Source organism: Enterovibrio gelatinilyticus (genome assembly GCF_028683095.1).
In the GTDB taxonomy this organism is placed as follows: Bacteria; Pseudomonadota; Gammaproteobacteria; order Enterobacterales; family Vibrionaceae; genus Enterovibrio; species Enterovibrio gelatinilyticus.
Genome location: NZ_JAJUBC010000030.1, coordinates 1 through 14,571, shown reverse-complemented (window position 1 = coordinate 14,571; position 14,571 = coordinate 1). Strand labels below are relative to the sequence as shown.

General features: G+C 45.0%; 11 protein-coding genes. 7 read left to right on the top strand and 4 right to left on the bottom strand.

Going from position 1 to position 14,571, the window contains the following annotated elements; genetic code table 11:
* The first annotated feature begins 398 nt into the window (after positions 1-398).
* The 7 genes from uxuA (at position 399) to kch (ending at position 9,520) form a co-directional block, all read left to right on the top strand.
* Entirely contained in the window at positions 399-1,583 is a 1,185-nt protein-coding gene (uxuA, locus tag LRP50_RS20370) for a mannonate dehydratase (RefSeq protein ID WP_274166286.1), read from the top strand.
* Positions 1,584-1,661: 78 nt separating this feature from the next.
* Complete coding sequence (locus LRP50_RS20365; RefSeq protein ID WP_274166285.1) at positions 1,662-3,035, top strand: glycoside-pentoside-hexuronide (GPH):cation symporter; 1,374 nt, start codon at positions 1,662-1,664, stop codon at positions 3,033-3,035.
* A gap of 73 nt (positions 3,036-3,108) precedes the next feature.
* Positions 3,109-4,410: an OprD family outer membrane porin gene (locus tag LRP50_RS20360; protein WP_274166284.1), complete on the top strand. Its 1,302-nt coding sequence runs from the start codon at positions 3,109-3,111 to the stop codon at positions 4,408-4,410.
* 142 nt (positions 4,411-4,552) lie between these two features.
* The gene (gene uidA, locus LRP50_RS20355; protein WP_274166283.1) at positions 4,553-6,379 is read left to right on the top strand and encodes a beta-glucuronidase; all 1,827 of its coding nucleotides are present in this window, start codon (positions 4,553-4,555) and stop codon (positions 6,377-6,379) included.
* A 30-nt stretch (positions 6,380-6,409) separates the two neighbouring features.
* Entirely contained in the window at positions 6,410-7,027 is a 618-nt protein-coding gene (locus tag LRP50_RS20350) for a YgjV family protein (protein ID WP_274166282.1), read from the top strand.
* 221 nt (positions 7,028-7,248) lie between these two features.
* Positions 7,249-8,013: an FCD domain-containing protein gene (locus LRP50_RS20345; protein ID WP_274166281.1), complete on the top strand. Its 765-nt coding sequence runs from the start codon at positions 7,249-7,251 to the stop codon at positions 8,011-8,013.
* A 277-nt stretch (positions 8,014-8,290) separates the two neighbouring features.
* A complete protein-coding gene (gene kch / locus LRP50_RS20340; RefSeq protein WP_337992926.1) occupies positions 8,291-9,520 on the top strand; it encodes a voltage-gated potassium channel protein in 1,230 nt (409 codons plus the stop codon).
* Between the two features lie 65 nt (positions 9,521-9,585).
* On the opposite strand, the gene LRP50_RS20335 is transcribed toward kch, so the two are convergent.
* The 4 genes from LRP50_RS20335 to LRP50_RS20320 form a co-directional block, all read right to left on the bottom strand.
* Entirely contained in the window at positions 9,586-10,473 is an 888-nt protein-coding gene (locus LRP50_RS20335) for a DMT family transporter (protein WP_274166279.1), read from the bottom strand.
* Positions 10,470-11,792: an APC family permease gene (locus tag LRP50_RS20330; RefSeq protein ID WP_274166278.1), complete on the bottom strand. Its 1,323-nt coding sequence runs from the start codon at positions 11,790-11,792 to the stop codon at positions 10,470-10,472. The genes LRP50_RS20335 and LRP50_RS20330 overlap by 4 nt, the downstream gene beginning before the upstream one ends.
* A 233-nt stretch (positions 11,793-12,025) precedes the next feature.
* The gene (btsR, locus tag LRP50_RS20325) at positions 12,026-12,757 is read right to left on the bottom strand and encodes a two-component system response regulator BtsR (RefSeq protein WP_274166277.1); all 732 of its coding nucleotides are present in this window, start codon (positions 12,755-12,757) and stop codon (positions 12,026-12,028) included.
* A gap of 5 nt (positions 12,758-12,762) precedes the next feature.
* Positions 12,763-14,448: a sensor histidine kinase gene (locus LRP50_RS20320; protein WP_274166276.1), complete on the bottom strand. Its 1,686-nt coding sequence runs from the start codon at positions 14,446-14,448 to the stop codon at positions 12,763-12,765.
* Positions 14,449-14,571: the final 123 nt, after the last annotated feature.

The following is a 14,571-nucleotide window of genomic DNA, read 5'->3' as shown; positions in this document are numbered from 1 at the left end:
TCACTCTGAACAGATAAAACAAGACAGGTAATGTGAAAAACTTGTTATTTAAAAGCAATTTACCGTTAATCGTCTGATATGTGGCCGGTTTTGGCTGACTGCAGAAATAAAGCCTACTGCCGCTAAGAACCTAGGGTTCTCATCCATCCACACGCCATTTTCCCTACTTCAAATACCTTCATTTTGATGCCGATGTAATTGAAAAGCCGCGCTTAATCTCAGATATTCATCACAAAATCAATGTTGGCACACCAAAATTAAATTTTATTGCAGGTTTGGTCAACCAATTGATCATTCACAATTGCCTCGAGTCGATTGATTGATTAAAAACATTCCCATGTTGTCGATTTCAACAAACAAACGCTCCTAAAACGAAAAATAAAGAAATAGAGGATTTTATGGAACAGACGTGGCGATGGTATGGGGACTCCGACCCAGTAGGCTTATCTGATATCAAACAAGCGGGCGCGACGGGCATTGTTACGGCGCTTCATCATATCCCTAACGGTCAGGTTTGGCCGGTGGCGGAAATATTGAAACGCAAAGAAACCATCGAAAAAATGGGCATGACTTGGTCTGTTGTTGAAAGCATCCCTGTGCATGAAGAAATTAAAACCCGCTCGGGTAACTACAACGAATGGATTGAGAATTACAAACAAAGCATTGTTAATCTGGCGGAATGTGGCATTGACACTGTGTGCTACAACTTCATGCCAGTATTAGATTGGACACGAACTGATCTTGAGTTTGAAATGAGTGATGGTTCTAAAGCTCTGCGCTTTGACCACATCGCTTTTGCCGCATTTGAACTCTTTATATTGAAACGCCCTGGTGCAGAAAAAGAATATAGCGAAGAAGAAATTGCACAAGCTAACCATTACTTCAACGCAATGTCTGAAGCAGATTTAAACAAGCTTACTTCTAATATCATCGCGGGATTACCAGGGGCGGAAGAAGGCTACACGCTAGAAGACTTCCAATCCCAACTTGACCGCTACCAAGACATTACCAAAGACATTTTACGTGAAAATATGGCTGCTTTCTTACGAGAGTTAGTGCCTGTTTGTGAGCAATATGGACTAAAACTGGCAGTACACCCGGACGATCCACCGCGTCCAATTTTGGGCCTACCGCGAATTGTATCAACCATTGAGGACATCGACTGGTTAACCGAAGCCGTGCCAAGCATGACGAACGGCATCACCATGTGTACAGGTTCTTACGGTGTTCGCGGCGATAATGATTTAGTGAACATGATCAATAAACATGGCGATCGTATTTACTTCACACACCTGCGTTCAACACAACGTGAAGAAAACCAATCAAGCTTTCATGAAGCGGCTCACCTAGAGGGTGACGTCGATATGTACGAGGTTGTTAAAGCACTCATTACTCAGGAAGAAAAACGTATTGCTAAAGGCGATATGCGCTCTATTCCAATGAGACCCGATCATGGGCATCAAATGATTGATGACCTGAAGAAAAAAACCAACCCAGGCTATTCCTGTATCGGTCGACTAAAAGGACTCGCAGAAGTCCGCGGCTTAGAACTAGGGATTAAACGCGCCCTTTTTAATAAATGAACAGCAATAGAACTTAATGATTAGGGTGGCTAAATGTCTTGGTCACCCAGCCAAATTCAATAACATGGAATAATAAAAATGAAAATGTTAACTCTACGAAATAAAGTGGGGTACATGTTTGGTGACATAGGTAACAACATGTCATTTGCTATGTCATCCACATTCTTACTTGCGTTTTATGTTGATGTTGTTGGTATATCTGCCGCGGCAGTAGGTACCTTATTTCTATTAGCCAGGATATGGGACGGAATCAACGACCCAATGATGGGTACTATCGCTGAGCTGAGGTACGCTAAATTAAATAATCCTTCAGAGGATAAATTTAGACCATTTATTAAGTGGGGGTCGTTTACTTTAGCGGCTTCAGCAATACTCATGTTTATTGTTCCAGACTCATTGTCAGATGGGCAAAAATTAGCTTGGGTTTACCTAACATATATTACATGGGGTATGTGTTATACGATCTGTAATATCAGTTACGGTTCTCTAGCCAGTTCAATGACGCAAGATGCAGCGGAACAAGCCAGCTTATCAACATTCAGAACGTTAGGCGCGATTGTTGGTTCAACCATGGTTAAGTTTGTAGTTCCAATCATGTTAACCCTATTTGCTGATGATATTGGTAAAGGCTATTTATTTGCGATGGCGGTACTCGGTTTATTTGGTATTACCTGCCACATGATTGCTGTTTTCAATACTAAAGAAAACATCAAACCAGAACCAGCGCCTATGACGCCGTTCACACAGCAAATTAAATCTCTTGCTTCGAATCGTCCTTTAATTGCTGTGAGTTTAGCCGGACTTTGCTGCCTAACTGCGCTTTACGGTGTCGGTGCGACTCTTATCTTCTGGATTAAGAGCAACATGGACAATGCACTCGAAATCTTAGCGTATACGGGCATTATCGACCTTGGTGCAATGATTGTGATTCTGCTTGTTACGCCGAAATTAACTGCTCGTTTTGGTGTGCGTAACATCATCATGATGTGCTCCTTGATGACAGTTTTGCTATGCGTGGTGGGTTACTTCTACGTTGAAACCCCAATGCAATATCTCGCTTTCTACACATCAGAAAAACTGTTCAGTATGTTTACTGTCGCGATTATGTGGTGCCTGGTTTCTGACTGTATCGAATACAACCAATATAAGTGTGGCAAGCGTGAAGCTGGCGTTATTTACGCGTCTTACTCCCTGTCTCGTAAAGTGGCTGGCGCGTTAGCGGGTGCTCTAGCGGGTGTGGGTATCGGTGTTATTGGCTATGACCCGTCACTTGCCACTCAGACCATGGAAACACAAAACGGCTTGCACGCGATGATCTTCCTACTGCCTGCCATCGCATCCGTTGCCATGTTCTTAATCTTCAAATTTATGTGGAATATCACTCCTGAAAAACGTGAACAAATGGTTTTACACAACCAAGCAATGATGAAGCTTGGTGCTGACTCAAAATAATAAAAAACGTAACCCAAATGAAGTTGTTACTTATAAATATTAAAAACCATAACGTGAAACAGAAAGGTATCTTATGAAGAGCAAGAAATTCAATGTAGGACTTTTAGTATCTGCTATTGCATTGGCGCTATCTGGTGGAGCGATGGCATCAGAAAGTCAATCAGGAGCCACTTCTGATGAACTAGAGCAAGATTTACGTGTTCGTTTGCGCAATGAGTTACGTATGGCAGATCGCCCAAGTGCTTGTGGCAGTGATCCTGATGCTCAAGATTGTAAGTACGGAAACGTAGAAGCTTGGGTTCAAGGTGTCATGGTTGACTATGAAACATCTAACCTAAGCAGTTGGTTTGATGTAGAAGCCTATTCCTACTCGATCCACAAACTCATGAGTGTGGCTGATGATGCAACATCGCGTGCATATCTAGATGCAAACGATGAATCATTCAATTTGCTTGGTGGCTCTGTCAATCTTAAACCTGTCCAAGGACTTGAAATTAAGTTAGGTCGCTGGGGAACCGATTACGCTTATGGTTCGATGGATCATATCGTGCCATTGTTGGAGTATTCATCAGTTCGAACCATGCCATCGATGAAAGAGGGTGGCTTAGTTCATTACGAAGCAACCGATACACTGGACTTTTATGGTGCAGTGACAACAAAAACAGCGGGTGGGTTTGATACCGCTTGGAAAGATGACGCAGTCAACGGAAAACATACACCGCGTTATCATATTGGTGTCGTGTATGACGCGCCAATGTATGCCGCATCATTTGGTGCCCGCTATCAAGAAGATGACACTTATCAATTACAAAGCAACTTAGATTATGCGTTTGTCACTGATAGCGACTTATTTGTGAAGTTCGACGGTCGTATTTTCTATGGACAAACAATCGGTTACACAAAAGAAAACCAATTAAATGATGTAGAAAACACTTATGTCGCTTCGACGCAAATAACTATTGCCAAAGGTCAGGTTTTTGGTGTGGCTAGCTTTGGTCAAGTCGGTGACAAGATTACAGGATCTTCAATCGATACCGATATTGTATTTCCATTTGATATGTCAATTGCACGGAATGGACACAATACGACATCTTGGCAAGTTGGTGGCGGCTACAACTTCAATGAAAACTGGTCTTCAGGATTATTCATCGTTAAGACTGATGGTGATTTAGATTCATACGAAACAACCGTAGTAGATGGTATTGGTGCTAACTTGACAATTTCCCATAAATTTACTTCTGGCCAACTTAAAGGATTAAAGTCATCACTTGTTCTTAACAAGGCTGAAGAGGATCAAACAGGAGAAAAGGCAGGTCAGCTTGATTATTATGATATTAAGTTTGCTGCGCAATATGATTTTAACTTCTTTCAGTAGTCCCATGCTGATACTTGTTTGAATGCTTTTTAATCATTAATTTTTTTAATTTATTGTTTTATTAATAATGGTGATTTAGGTCACTAACCAAATTTTAAAATAAGTTATTTTAATCAAAAATTACTATATCAAAGGAATAAAAATGTCTGTATTCATGTACCCACTAGATAATGAAAAGCGCCGTGTAATTTCACTTGATGGTATTTGGAAATTTAAGTTTGATACCCAAGGTGTAGGTCGTAACGAAAATTGGAAAGATGGTCTTACCGACACCATCGAAATGGTTGTTCCAAGCTCTTACAACGACATTTTCACCGAAGCTGCAAAACGAGATTTCTGTGGTGATGTTTGGTATCAAACAGACTTTTATATTCCTTCTGAATTCGAAGCACTGGATACACTGATTCGATTTGGCTCAGCAACACATCGTGCCACTGTTTTTGTAAACGGTGTAGAACTTGTGTCACATGAGGGCGGTTTCACGCCTTTTGGTGGCAACTTAAATGACGTCGCTAAGTTTGGCCAGAAAAACACGGTTGTTGTCGTTGTTAACAACGAACTATCTAAGGTAACAATCCCTGTTGGTTCCGTGAAGACACATGACAACGGCGTGAAAGAATGTACGCCTGCATTCGACTTCTTTAACTACGCAGGTATCCATTCGTCAGTTCGTTTGGTTGCAGTGCCTAAAACGCGTGTTAATGATATCACTGTTGTCACCGGCTTCGAAGGGACAACCGGTACCGTAGAATATACGATTGAGTCTGCACTGAATGCTGGTCAGGAGATCCGTGTATCGCTGCTTAATGCAGAGGGTGAAGTTGTCGCTACCGCGGATGGTCAGCAAGGGTCGCTAACCGTTGAGAACGTGATTCTTTGGCAACCGCGCAAAGGTTACCTGTACGACCTTGTCGCGACGATTGTTGAAGGTGAAGAGCTTGTCGACATCTACACGCTACCTGTTGGTGTTCGTACGGTGAAAGTTGAAGGAACTAAATTCCTAATCAATAACGAACCTTTTTACTTCAAAGGTTTTGGTCACCACATCGATGCACACACCATCGGCCGTGGTCACAGCGACATTATGAACCTACGCGATCTTGAATGTTTAGACTGGATCCACGCTAACTCTTTACGTACTTCGCATTACCCTTATCCAGAAGAGTTCATGCAACTTGCTGACCGTCGTGGCTTAGTCATCATCGACGAAGTATCGCACGTTGGTGCTTGGAATATGACAGATGTTTCTCAAGCGGGTATGGGTGGTTCTAATGCCGTTCCTGTTAAGCACTTCGACCGTGAAGATGTGCAAACTGAAGGTATGGTCAATCACAAAGATGCGATTACTAAGCTAATCGCACGTGATAAGAACCACCCTTGTGTTGTTATGTGGTCGCTCTCGAACGAACCTGATTCATCTCAAGAATCATCCGAAGCTTACTTCAAAGAAATCTTTGCGTTTGCTCGTGATGGCTTAGATGCACAAGACCGACCGATGACAATGGTTAACTTTATGCTGGCTGCTTACGGCAACTGTAAAGCTTCTCAGTTTGCAGATGTTGTCTGTTTAAACCGCTACTACGGTTGGTACGTGACTAACGGTGCTGACTTGCCAAATGCGGGTGATCAATTCGCAAAAGAACTTGCTGGCTGGGCGACGGAAGGCAAACCAGTCATCATCACTGAATTCGGTGCCGACACGGTTTCAGGCTTCCACGCTCTGCCATCGACAATGTTCACTGAAGAGTATTACAACGAGTACTTAGACCAGAACTTTGCGGCATTTGATAGCTGTGACGCAGTCGTTGGTGAGCACTGCTGGAATATGCATGACTTTAATACTGGCCAAGGCATTATTCGTGTTAACGGCAACAAAAAGGGTGCATTTACTCGTGACCGTCAACCTAAGATGGCAGCACACCACTTGCGTGCTCGTTGGGGTGTAGTTAAAGACTTCAACCAAAAATAATTAAGCGATACGAATGCAAAGAGCGGTCATATGGCCGCTCTTTTTGTATGGCGAATTGAACAACTTCGTCTTCTGCTTCGTGCATGTCACTTTTTGGGTATAACCTCCCTTTTCTTAACTTGGAAAACTAACGTGAACGAAATATTTTCACCGTCTCAGATTCTTGGTTATTTGGCATTTTCAACAGCGATAATCGCGATATTACAAACAAATGATATTAAGTTGAAAGTTTGGATGACCATTGGTTATATGTTGCTGGCATCTCACTACGTCATGTTAAGTTCAATGGTCACAGCAAGTACTCTCATGGTTGGGGTTGTAAGAAATGTTGTCTCTATTAGGTATAGTTCTCTGTGGGTGGCATTGATATTCGCAGCAATCTATTCAATTGTTGGTATTTTACTTATGTCAAAACCCGTTGATATGCTTCCTGTCATTGGGGCGGTTATCAATACAATGGCCATTGTTACTCTTAAAGGGATTAAGATGCGCCTTGTGTTGATTTTTTCATGTTTCTTCGGGATTTCAAATGCAGTAATCATTGGGTCAATCGGCGGCATTGCTATCGAAAGCATTCTGTTGTTTTTAGGTGTAATTACTGCATATCGAATGATGAAGTCAGAGCGCTTAGTATCATCTCCAAGCTAAGCTCGGGTGATCACGACCGCGAGTCACAATAAATTACAGGTAGGAAAAGGCGCTAGTTGAGTAAATTGGTTGATAGCAATGCATCGAATCATTTTCATTTTTTTAGATTTAAATCAATTAAAAACAATACCTTAAATTTGTCCAGTGGAATTGGGTTGACCAATTTCCATTGGTCGTTATGATGGTTCGAGAAAGCAAACGGATAAAGTACAAGTATTGTCATGAAACCTTTTGAACCCAAAAGACCTTACCAAGAGATAGGTCTAATACTAAGAAACGAACTCAGCGATGGCCAATATAAGGTCGGTGATAGGTTGCCTCCTGAGCGTGATATTGCAGAACGTCTCGATGTCAGTCGCACTGTAGTACGTGAGGCTATCATCATGTTAGAGCTAGAAAACTTAGTTGAAGTTAAGAAAGGCTCTGGCGTGTATATCCTGAATATTCCGAGTGTCTCTAACTTGCATGATAATCAGGTGAGTGATGAAGCGGGTCCGTTTGAAATGCTACAGGCTCGTCAATTGTTGGAAAGCAATATTGCCGAGTTTGCGGCCACTCAAGTCACTCCCAGTGATATTGTGAAGATGCGTGCTGCGCTCGAATTAGAGCGAAGTGAATTGTCTTGCGGTATCACGGGATACAGTGGTGATGAAGAGTTCCACATGTCTATCGCTGCTGCGACGCAAAACTCTGTGTTGGTGGATATGCTGAAGCAGTCTTGGGATCGACGTGAGCAAAGCCCTATGTGGAAAAAGCTTCATTCACGTATCAGCACTCAAGACTACCGCGATGAATGGTTAGACGATCACGCTCGGATTCTAGCAGCCATGCAGAGGAAAGACCCTATTGCTGCAAAGAGTGCTATGTGGCAACACCTAGAAAATGTAAAACAACGACTTATAGAGCTGTCTGACATTGATGACCCTAACTTTGATGGCTACCTATTTAGTTCCAACCCTGTCGTGATCATGGGTTGCGATCAATAGATCCGCAAGTATAGAGATAGTGTTTGGACGGTTAAAAAACCGCGGAAACATCATAAGATGTTCCCGCGGTTTTTTTGTTTATGACCATACCATCACTGATTTTTGCTTTTGTTATTCCGTTTGTTCTTCCCCTTCGTGACTAGATAAGCCGGTCTGCCGTGATTTTCCTCATGCCGAGGGGTTTTCCAATAGTTCCGCACTGACCTAATAATGAAGCACGTTAGTGCGCCTATCGCTGACTATACTGCCTGAGTTATCAGCATATTGAGGGTGCAGTTTGGGCATCATACGGCAGGTTTTTCGGCACTTCGTGTCAGCATGGATGACCATCCGGCACTATCTGGTGGCGGGAATGGTTTTCGCCAACGGCGCGTTTATCTTCCTGTCGGTTTGGGGGCAGTCGACCGACGTTTTTGCTGTGTTCAATATCAAAACATTTACCGGTATCAATTGGGCTGATATTGCTAATGGACCTTGGTTTTTATTGGGCATTTTTCTCATGCTCAATGCCATTGGTTTACTGTTCCGAGCCCGCATTGCTTGGGCTGTCAGTATTATATTGTTGCTGATCTTGCTGGCCTTTGAATGGCATTTTTTCCCCCATCTTACCAAGCACTTCTATTGGAGCTTTGGCGCCATTGCCCTCCTGATGGTCACCAGTAACGACTTTAGTCACTCGAGTGCGACAGCGGGTGGGATTGCAGCGTTCATTAGCTTCATCGCATTACTCTTTTATTCCACGTATGGCGCACTCTATTTTGGGGGCGGATTTCACCCTCAAATTCATGATCTGATGACGGCTTTTTATTTCTCCATGGTCACCATGACAACGGTGGGGTATGGAGATATTACGCCCATGACTGAAAGCGCAAGACTGTTCACAATCTCGGTGATCATCGCAGGGATCACCGTTTTTGCCACATCGTTAACCACGGTATTTGGGCCGCTCATTTGGGGTGGTTTAAATAAACTTGTAAAAGGATCGCCCAAGAAAATGAATCGGAAGAATCACTATATTGTTTGCGGTGTGTCGGTGCTGGCAACGAGTACGATTGTGCAGCTAAAGCGGCGCGGATTGGATGTCACCGTGTTGACGTCAGAGGACGAAGACAAATTCCCTCTCATCGAGCAAAAAATGGGAATGAAGCTTGATATGCTTTCTGGGGATTGTACGGATGATGCGTTGCTAAAAACCGCTGGCATTGAACAAAGTCGCGCTATTCTCGCTTTGACAGATGATGATGCAACGAATGCATTTATCGTGTTATCAGTGAAAGAGTTGAACCTAGACATTCATACTGTGGTTGCAGTAAATGACGCAAAAAACATGAACAAAGTGAAGCAAGTAAAACCGGATGTGCTTCTTTCCCCTCAGTTGTTTGGCAGCGAAATACTCGCCAGTATTTTGTCTGGTGAAGCGATCGACAATGACAAACTGCTTAGCATGCTGCTGCGCTCGGGGCAGGGGCTTGTTAAAGAAACGGGCAAAGAAGCCAATAGCGACTAGTTTTCTTTCGTGTTTCCACACATGCAGTGAGATTTTAAATCAGGTAAGTATGCCACGAGCGCTGGCTATGTGTGTTTGCGCTGACTCCAGATCGTGTGACCAGCCAGTGTAACAACGATGATCCCTGCGCCTAACGCAACGGCGGGCGCTGGCATTTCTCCAAGAATTAGCCAAACCAACAGTGGGCCGAACAGCACTTCTAGCAGCAGTATCAGGCTGGCTTCTGCGGCGGGAAGGTATCGCGGGCCAACGTTGATCAGCAAAAATGAACAAGGTAATACCACGCCACACAGCAAGACAATATAGAGATCACTGATGGGCGGCAGGGAAAACGGTTTAGCGCCAGCGATGAGGGCGATAATGGCCGTGAAGATGCCGGAGTAAATCAAAAATACAGTGGCATACCGCGCTTGGGTTTTACGCAGCATAATCATATAAACAGACATTGAAACCGCGGTGACTAGCGCCAACGAATCCCCTTCAAGTTCTGCAGGGTTTGGCTGATAACCAAACACTAACCAAATACCTCCCACAGAAATGATGATAGCGACAATTGTTGAGCGATTGAGCGTTTCTTTAAGAAAGAAAAAACCCAGAACTGCCGTGATTAATGGCGCGGTATTGGTGATCACTAGCGTGCTGGTGACTTCGGTATGGTCGAGTGAAAATACAAAACAAATGGTAGAAGCAGAAAAAAGTGAAGCAGTGAGCAACGTACTGATCTTGGGGTGAAAAAAATGCGCTTTAAGCACTTGATTGTCCATCTTCCATTGCGCCAAATAGAACACGATGGCAGGCAGTAAACCTCGCCAAAAAATCAGCGTCCATTCTTCGCTATCAATCAAGCGGACAAGCAAGCTGTCGAAGCTCAGGATCATTACGCCCACTAGGGTGAATAAACGGCCTCTGGCTTCGCCTTGGATACGACTTAACGTACTAGAAATGACATTCATTGTTGCCCACTATGGTGACTATCTGTTTGTTGGTTATCGCTGCTGTTAGGGGATCGCCAACCGATCAGCAGGCTGAGCAAGGCTGCCCCCGCAAGGGTGATGCACTGTAGCCAAAGCTTTTCTGCAATCATTTCCCCAATGAAGGTGACAAAAATACCGGACATCACCAAGAAACCCACTGCGATAATCAATGGGTTGGCGTGGCAGTCTTTTCGTCTTCGCCAGCAGACAATAAATACCGCGATATAACAGGCAAGAAAGGTCGCACTGGCGACGTTGGCTATAGACGATAAGTCGAAGAAGTTGGTGAGCACAATGATGACGGCAATCAGGCTGTAAAACCCCCTAGTACCGCCTGCAATGGCTTGAGTCCGAAATACTTGGGGCAGTGTGCCGTTGTTTCCCATTTGTTTGGAGACGTTGAGCATGGAGAATATATTCGCCACGATGGACGAAGCAGTAGCGAACAATGCAGCGAGAGAGACAAGCAAAAAGCCCCAATCACCCAGTATCGGCGCGGCAGCTTGTGCAACAGCGGTGTCTGAATACGCGACGAGGTCAGAGGGAGTGACGTTGCCGAGTACAACCAAGGCTAACACCACATAAAGCACCATCACCAAACTCACCGCGAGCATAAATGCGCGGGGCATTGTTTTTTCGGGTAGAGGGACATCGGCGGCGGCAGAAGCCATCATACCAAACCCTGAATAGGCAAAAAATGCCAACCCAATGCTAGAAAACATCAGTGATGGCGCGACATCCGCGTGGACTTCAAGCATAGCGGGTTTGAGTGTCATCGCGCCCACGCCGATAAATAGCGCGAGAATAGCGAGCTTGATGGCGACCAGAAATACTTCAACGCGCCCGATGGTTTTTGACCCCATTAAATTGACGAGTGTCAGCACGATCAACACGCCTGTGGCATAGATATTTGCCCAATCACTATGCTCCGGCTGGTGGACGACACGAGCAGCGTAAGCGCCAAAAGCTTTGGACACCAACGCGAGTGTAAGAACTAGCGTGATCAGGTATAAACATGCGAGGGCACGTTCGATTCTGGGAGAGCCCATTCCCAGAGCAAAGAAATCAGTCACTCCGCCCCTAGATGGGAATTTGGCGCTGAGTCTGGCGTACGAATAAGCAGAAAACAGCGCGGCGATGCCCGCAAGTACAAACACAATCCAGGTATCCCCCCGCACATTGACGGCGATTTGCCCAAGTAAGGCGAACACACCTGCACCGACCATTGAGCCGACGCCTAGCGCCACAACGCCCCAAAGGGTCATATGTCGATGATGGGACGCATTAGGATCTGTCATAGGAATACTTATCGGGTGAGTGAAGAAATAAGGTAACTAGGACGATAGTTCACAGCCGTACGCGGTGTTGGCGCGTATGTGTGACAAATCAGGGATGGGTTCGAGCAACAGAGCGGTGAAACAGATCCGCAGAGCGAAGCACGGGGGTTGGTGACATAGAAAGAACGCATCAATGGACGCTAACTGTCGAGCATGATTGCTTCGCCCAACGTCATGTTGGGCTAGGAGAGAATTTAGTGCGCTTTTAGTCCTATGACTTCTTTTAAGGCTTTTAGATAACGACGACTAATAGGGATCGTGAAATTACTGGTGGTGATGACTTCTGCCAACCCGTTTTCCAATAGCGTGATTTCACGAATGTGTTGCACGTTAACCAAGTACTGACGATGACACCGAAGCAGGGGTGTTTTATCTTCCAGTGTTTTTAGCGTGAGTTGGGTACTGGCAGTTTGGTCGGCAGAGCGAACATGTACGCCGCTGAGGTCGGTATACACGCTTTCAACGTTAGGCGTGGGGATCAGCACAATACGGTTGTGTCCCATACAAGGAACTTGTGCCAATTGCTCGCTAGCAATCGGGGTCACATTCTGTGACAAGGTTCCTTTGTTGGCATTGCGCACCAATTTTTGCAGGGTTTTCACTAAACGCTGTGGTTCAACAGGTTTGAGGAGGTAATCGAACGCGTTGTCTTCAAAAGCCTGAATGGCATATTGGTCGTAAGCCGTAACGAAAACCACGTATGGCATAGTGTCAGGATCGAGCATCGACAGGAGATCTAACCCTGTGACTTGTGGCATTTGAATGTCCACAAACACCACATCAGGTTTCAATTCATTGATTTTCTTCAACCCAACAATGGCATTCGGCGCTTCACCGACAACCGTGATTTCATTGGATTCACTCAGCAGATCAATCAGCTCTTCACGGGCAAACTGTTCATCATCAATAACGAGCGCCGTTAACATCCTATTTATGCACCTTTATTCATTTTGGCGGCGGGAATGATAAACGTCATTCGCGTAAATTGGTCTTGCTCGCAGTCTATTTTTAGCTGTGAGTCACGCCCAAACTGGTTTTCGAGTCGTTTGGTGACAATTTCTAGACCCAACCCTTGATGATTCGTCGCTGGGGGAGTGTAGCAGCCCGCGTTGTCTTCTACTGAAATGGCAAAGCCTAGCGGTGATGGCTGGCTGTAAATTCGCACATGCCCGTCTTCTAGCAAGGTAGATATCCCGTGCTTGATGGCATTTTCCACGAGGGGTTGCAGCGTAAAGCTGGGGATCTGAACATCCAGCAATGCTTCGTCAATAGTGATGTCGACGTTGAGCCTGTCAGTGAAGCGTGCTTTTTCAATACTCAGGTACGCATTCACATGCGCCAGTTCTTCTCTTAACGAAATCGTATTGATGTTCTGCTTGAGGTTGCTTCTGAAAAACTGCGAAAGATTTTGGATAAGCTCCCTTGCTTTGTTGGGGTCACGGCGAACTACAGCGCTAATGGTATTGAGCGCATTGAACAAGAAATGGGGATTCACCTGCGCTTGCAACAGCTTAATTTCAGCCTGCGTTAACAATGACTTTTGCTGCAAGTAGCCACTGAATAGGATTTGGCTCGACAGCAGTTGGGCAATGCCTTCGGCCATTGACATGTTGATGGTGGAAAACAGCTTATGCTTACGTTCATAAAGCTTGATGGTGCCGACTACGTCATCGCCTGAGCGAAGCGGAATAATCAAGGCTGAGCCTAGCTTGCACTCCGATGAGAGTGAGCACTGATAAGGATGTTCCGTGCCATCGAGATAGATAATGGTGTCTTGGTGCATGGCGTCGAGCGTGCTTTGCGAGGAGATTTTCGTTTCCGGTAAATGGTGATCATCGCCAAGCCCGACAAACGCGAGGATCTTGTCTTTGTCAGTGATGGCCACCGCGCCAACTTGGGTTTCTTCGTAAATGATGCGGGCAATTTTATTGGCACTTTCTTGATGAAAACCGCTGTGTAATATACCCACGCACCGTTTCGCGATGGTTAGTGCGCGTCGGGAAAACGTTGCGGAGTACTTTTCGAATATGGTTTTGCGATCTTGAAGAATGCTTACAAACAACGCGGCGCCGAGTGAATTGGCAATGATCATCGGGGCTGCAATGGCTGAAACCAGAGCATAGGCTTGGTCAAAAGGCTTCGCGACGAGCAGTAAAATTGCCATTTGAACGATTTCGGCGATAAAAGTAATGCCGAACACCACGAAGGGGTTGAACAATAGGCTGGCGCGGTGACGTTTTACTAAATAGACATGCAGCAAACCGCCAATCAGGCCCTCGGCTGTGGTCGAAATGGCACAGGCGATATCGGTAAAACCGCCCAAAGTGTAACGATGAATCCCGCCAGTAAGCCCGACAAAAAAGCCCACGACAGGCCCGCCAAACAAGCCACCCATAACGGCACCAATGGCACGAGTGTTGGCAATGGCATCATCAATGTGAAGCCCAAAGTAAGTGCCAAGAATACAGAAGCCAGAAAAGAGAACGTAACAAATAAGACGATGACTTAACCGAGAGGAAATATTTAGCAATGGCAAAATGATGGGGGTTTTGCTGAGTGTGTAGGCAAGAACCAAATACACACACATTTGCTGCAGCAACGAAATAACCAGTTCCATGGCGAGCCTTAATGATTGTTTTTGCTATTGTACTGCCGCCATATACCCAAACAACCTGAAGTTGCTGAAATCGCACATTTTTAGAGGGCTGGGTATACCGTTTAAACAACAAGAGCCTGATAA

Excerpts from the sequence above, each read along its gene's own strand:
- uxuA (WP_274166286.1), top strand. The coding sequence starts at position 399 with ATGGAACAGACGTGGCGATGGTATGGGGACTCCGACCCAGTAGGCTTA.
- LRP50_RS20365 (WP_274166285.1), top strand. The coding sequence starts at position 1,662 with ATGAAAATGTTAACTCTACGAAATAAAGTGGGGTACATGTTTGGTGAC.
- LRP50_RS20360 (WP_274166284.1), top strand. The coding sequence starts at position 3,109 with ATGAAGAGCAAGAAATTCAATGTAGGACTTTTAGTATCTGCTATTGCA.
- uidA (WP_274166283.1), top strand. The coding sequence starts at position 4,553 with ATGTCTGTATTCATGTACCCACTAGATAATGAAAAGCGCCGTGTAATT.
- LRP50_RS20350 (WP_274166282.1), top strand. The coding sequence starts at position 6,410 with ATGGCCGCTCTTTTTGTATGGCGAATTGAACAACTTCGTCTTCTGCTT.
- LRP50_RS20345 (WP_274166281.1), top strand. The coding sequence starts at position 7,249 with ATGAAACCTTTTGAACCCAAAAGACCTTACCAAGAGATAGGTCTAATA.
- LRP50_RS20335 (WP_274166279.1), bottom strand. The coding sequence starts at position 10,473 with ATGAATGTCATTTCTAGTACGTTAAGTCGTATCCAAGGCGAAGCCAGA.
- LRP50_RS20330 (WP_274166278.1), bottom strand. The coding sequence starts at position 11,792 with ATGACAGATCCTAATGCGTCCCATCATCGACATATGACCCTTTGGGGC.
- btsR (WP_274166277.1), bottom strand. The coding sequence starts at position 12,757 with ATGTTAACGGCGCTCGTTATTGATGATGAACAGTTTGCCCGTGAAGAG.
- LRP50_RS20320 (WP_274166276.1), bottom strand. The coding sequence starts at position 14,448 with ATGGAACTGGTTATTTCGTTGCTGCAGCAAATGTGTGTGTATTTGGTT.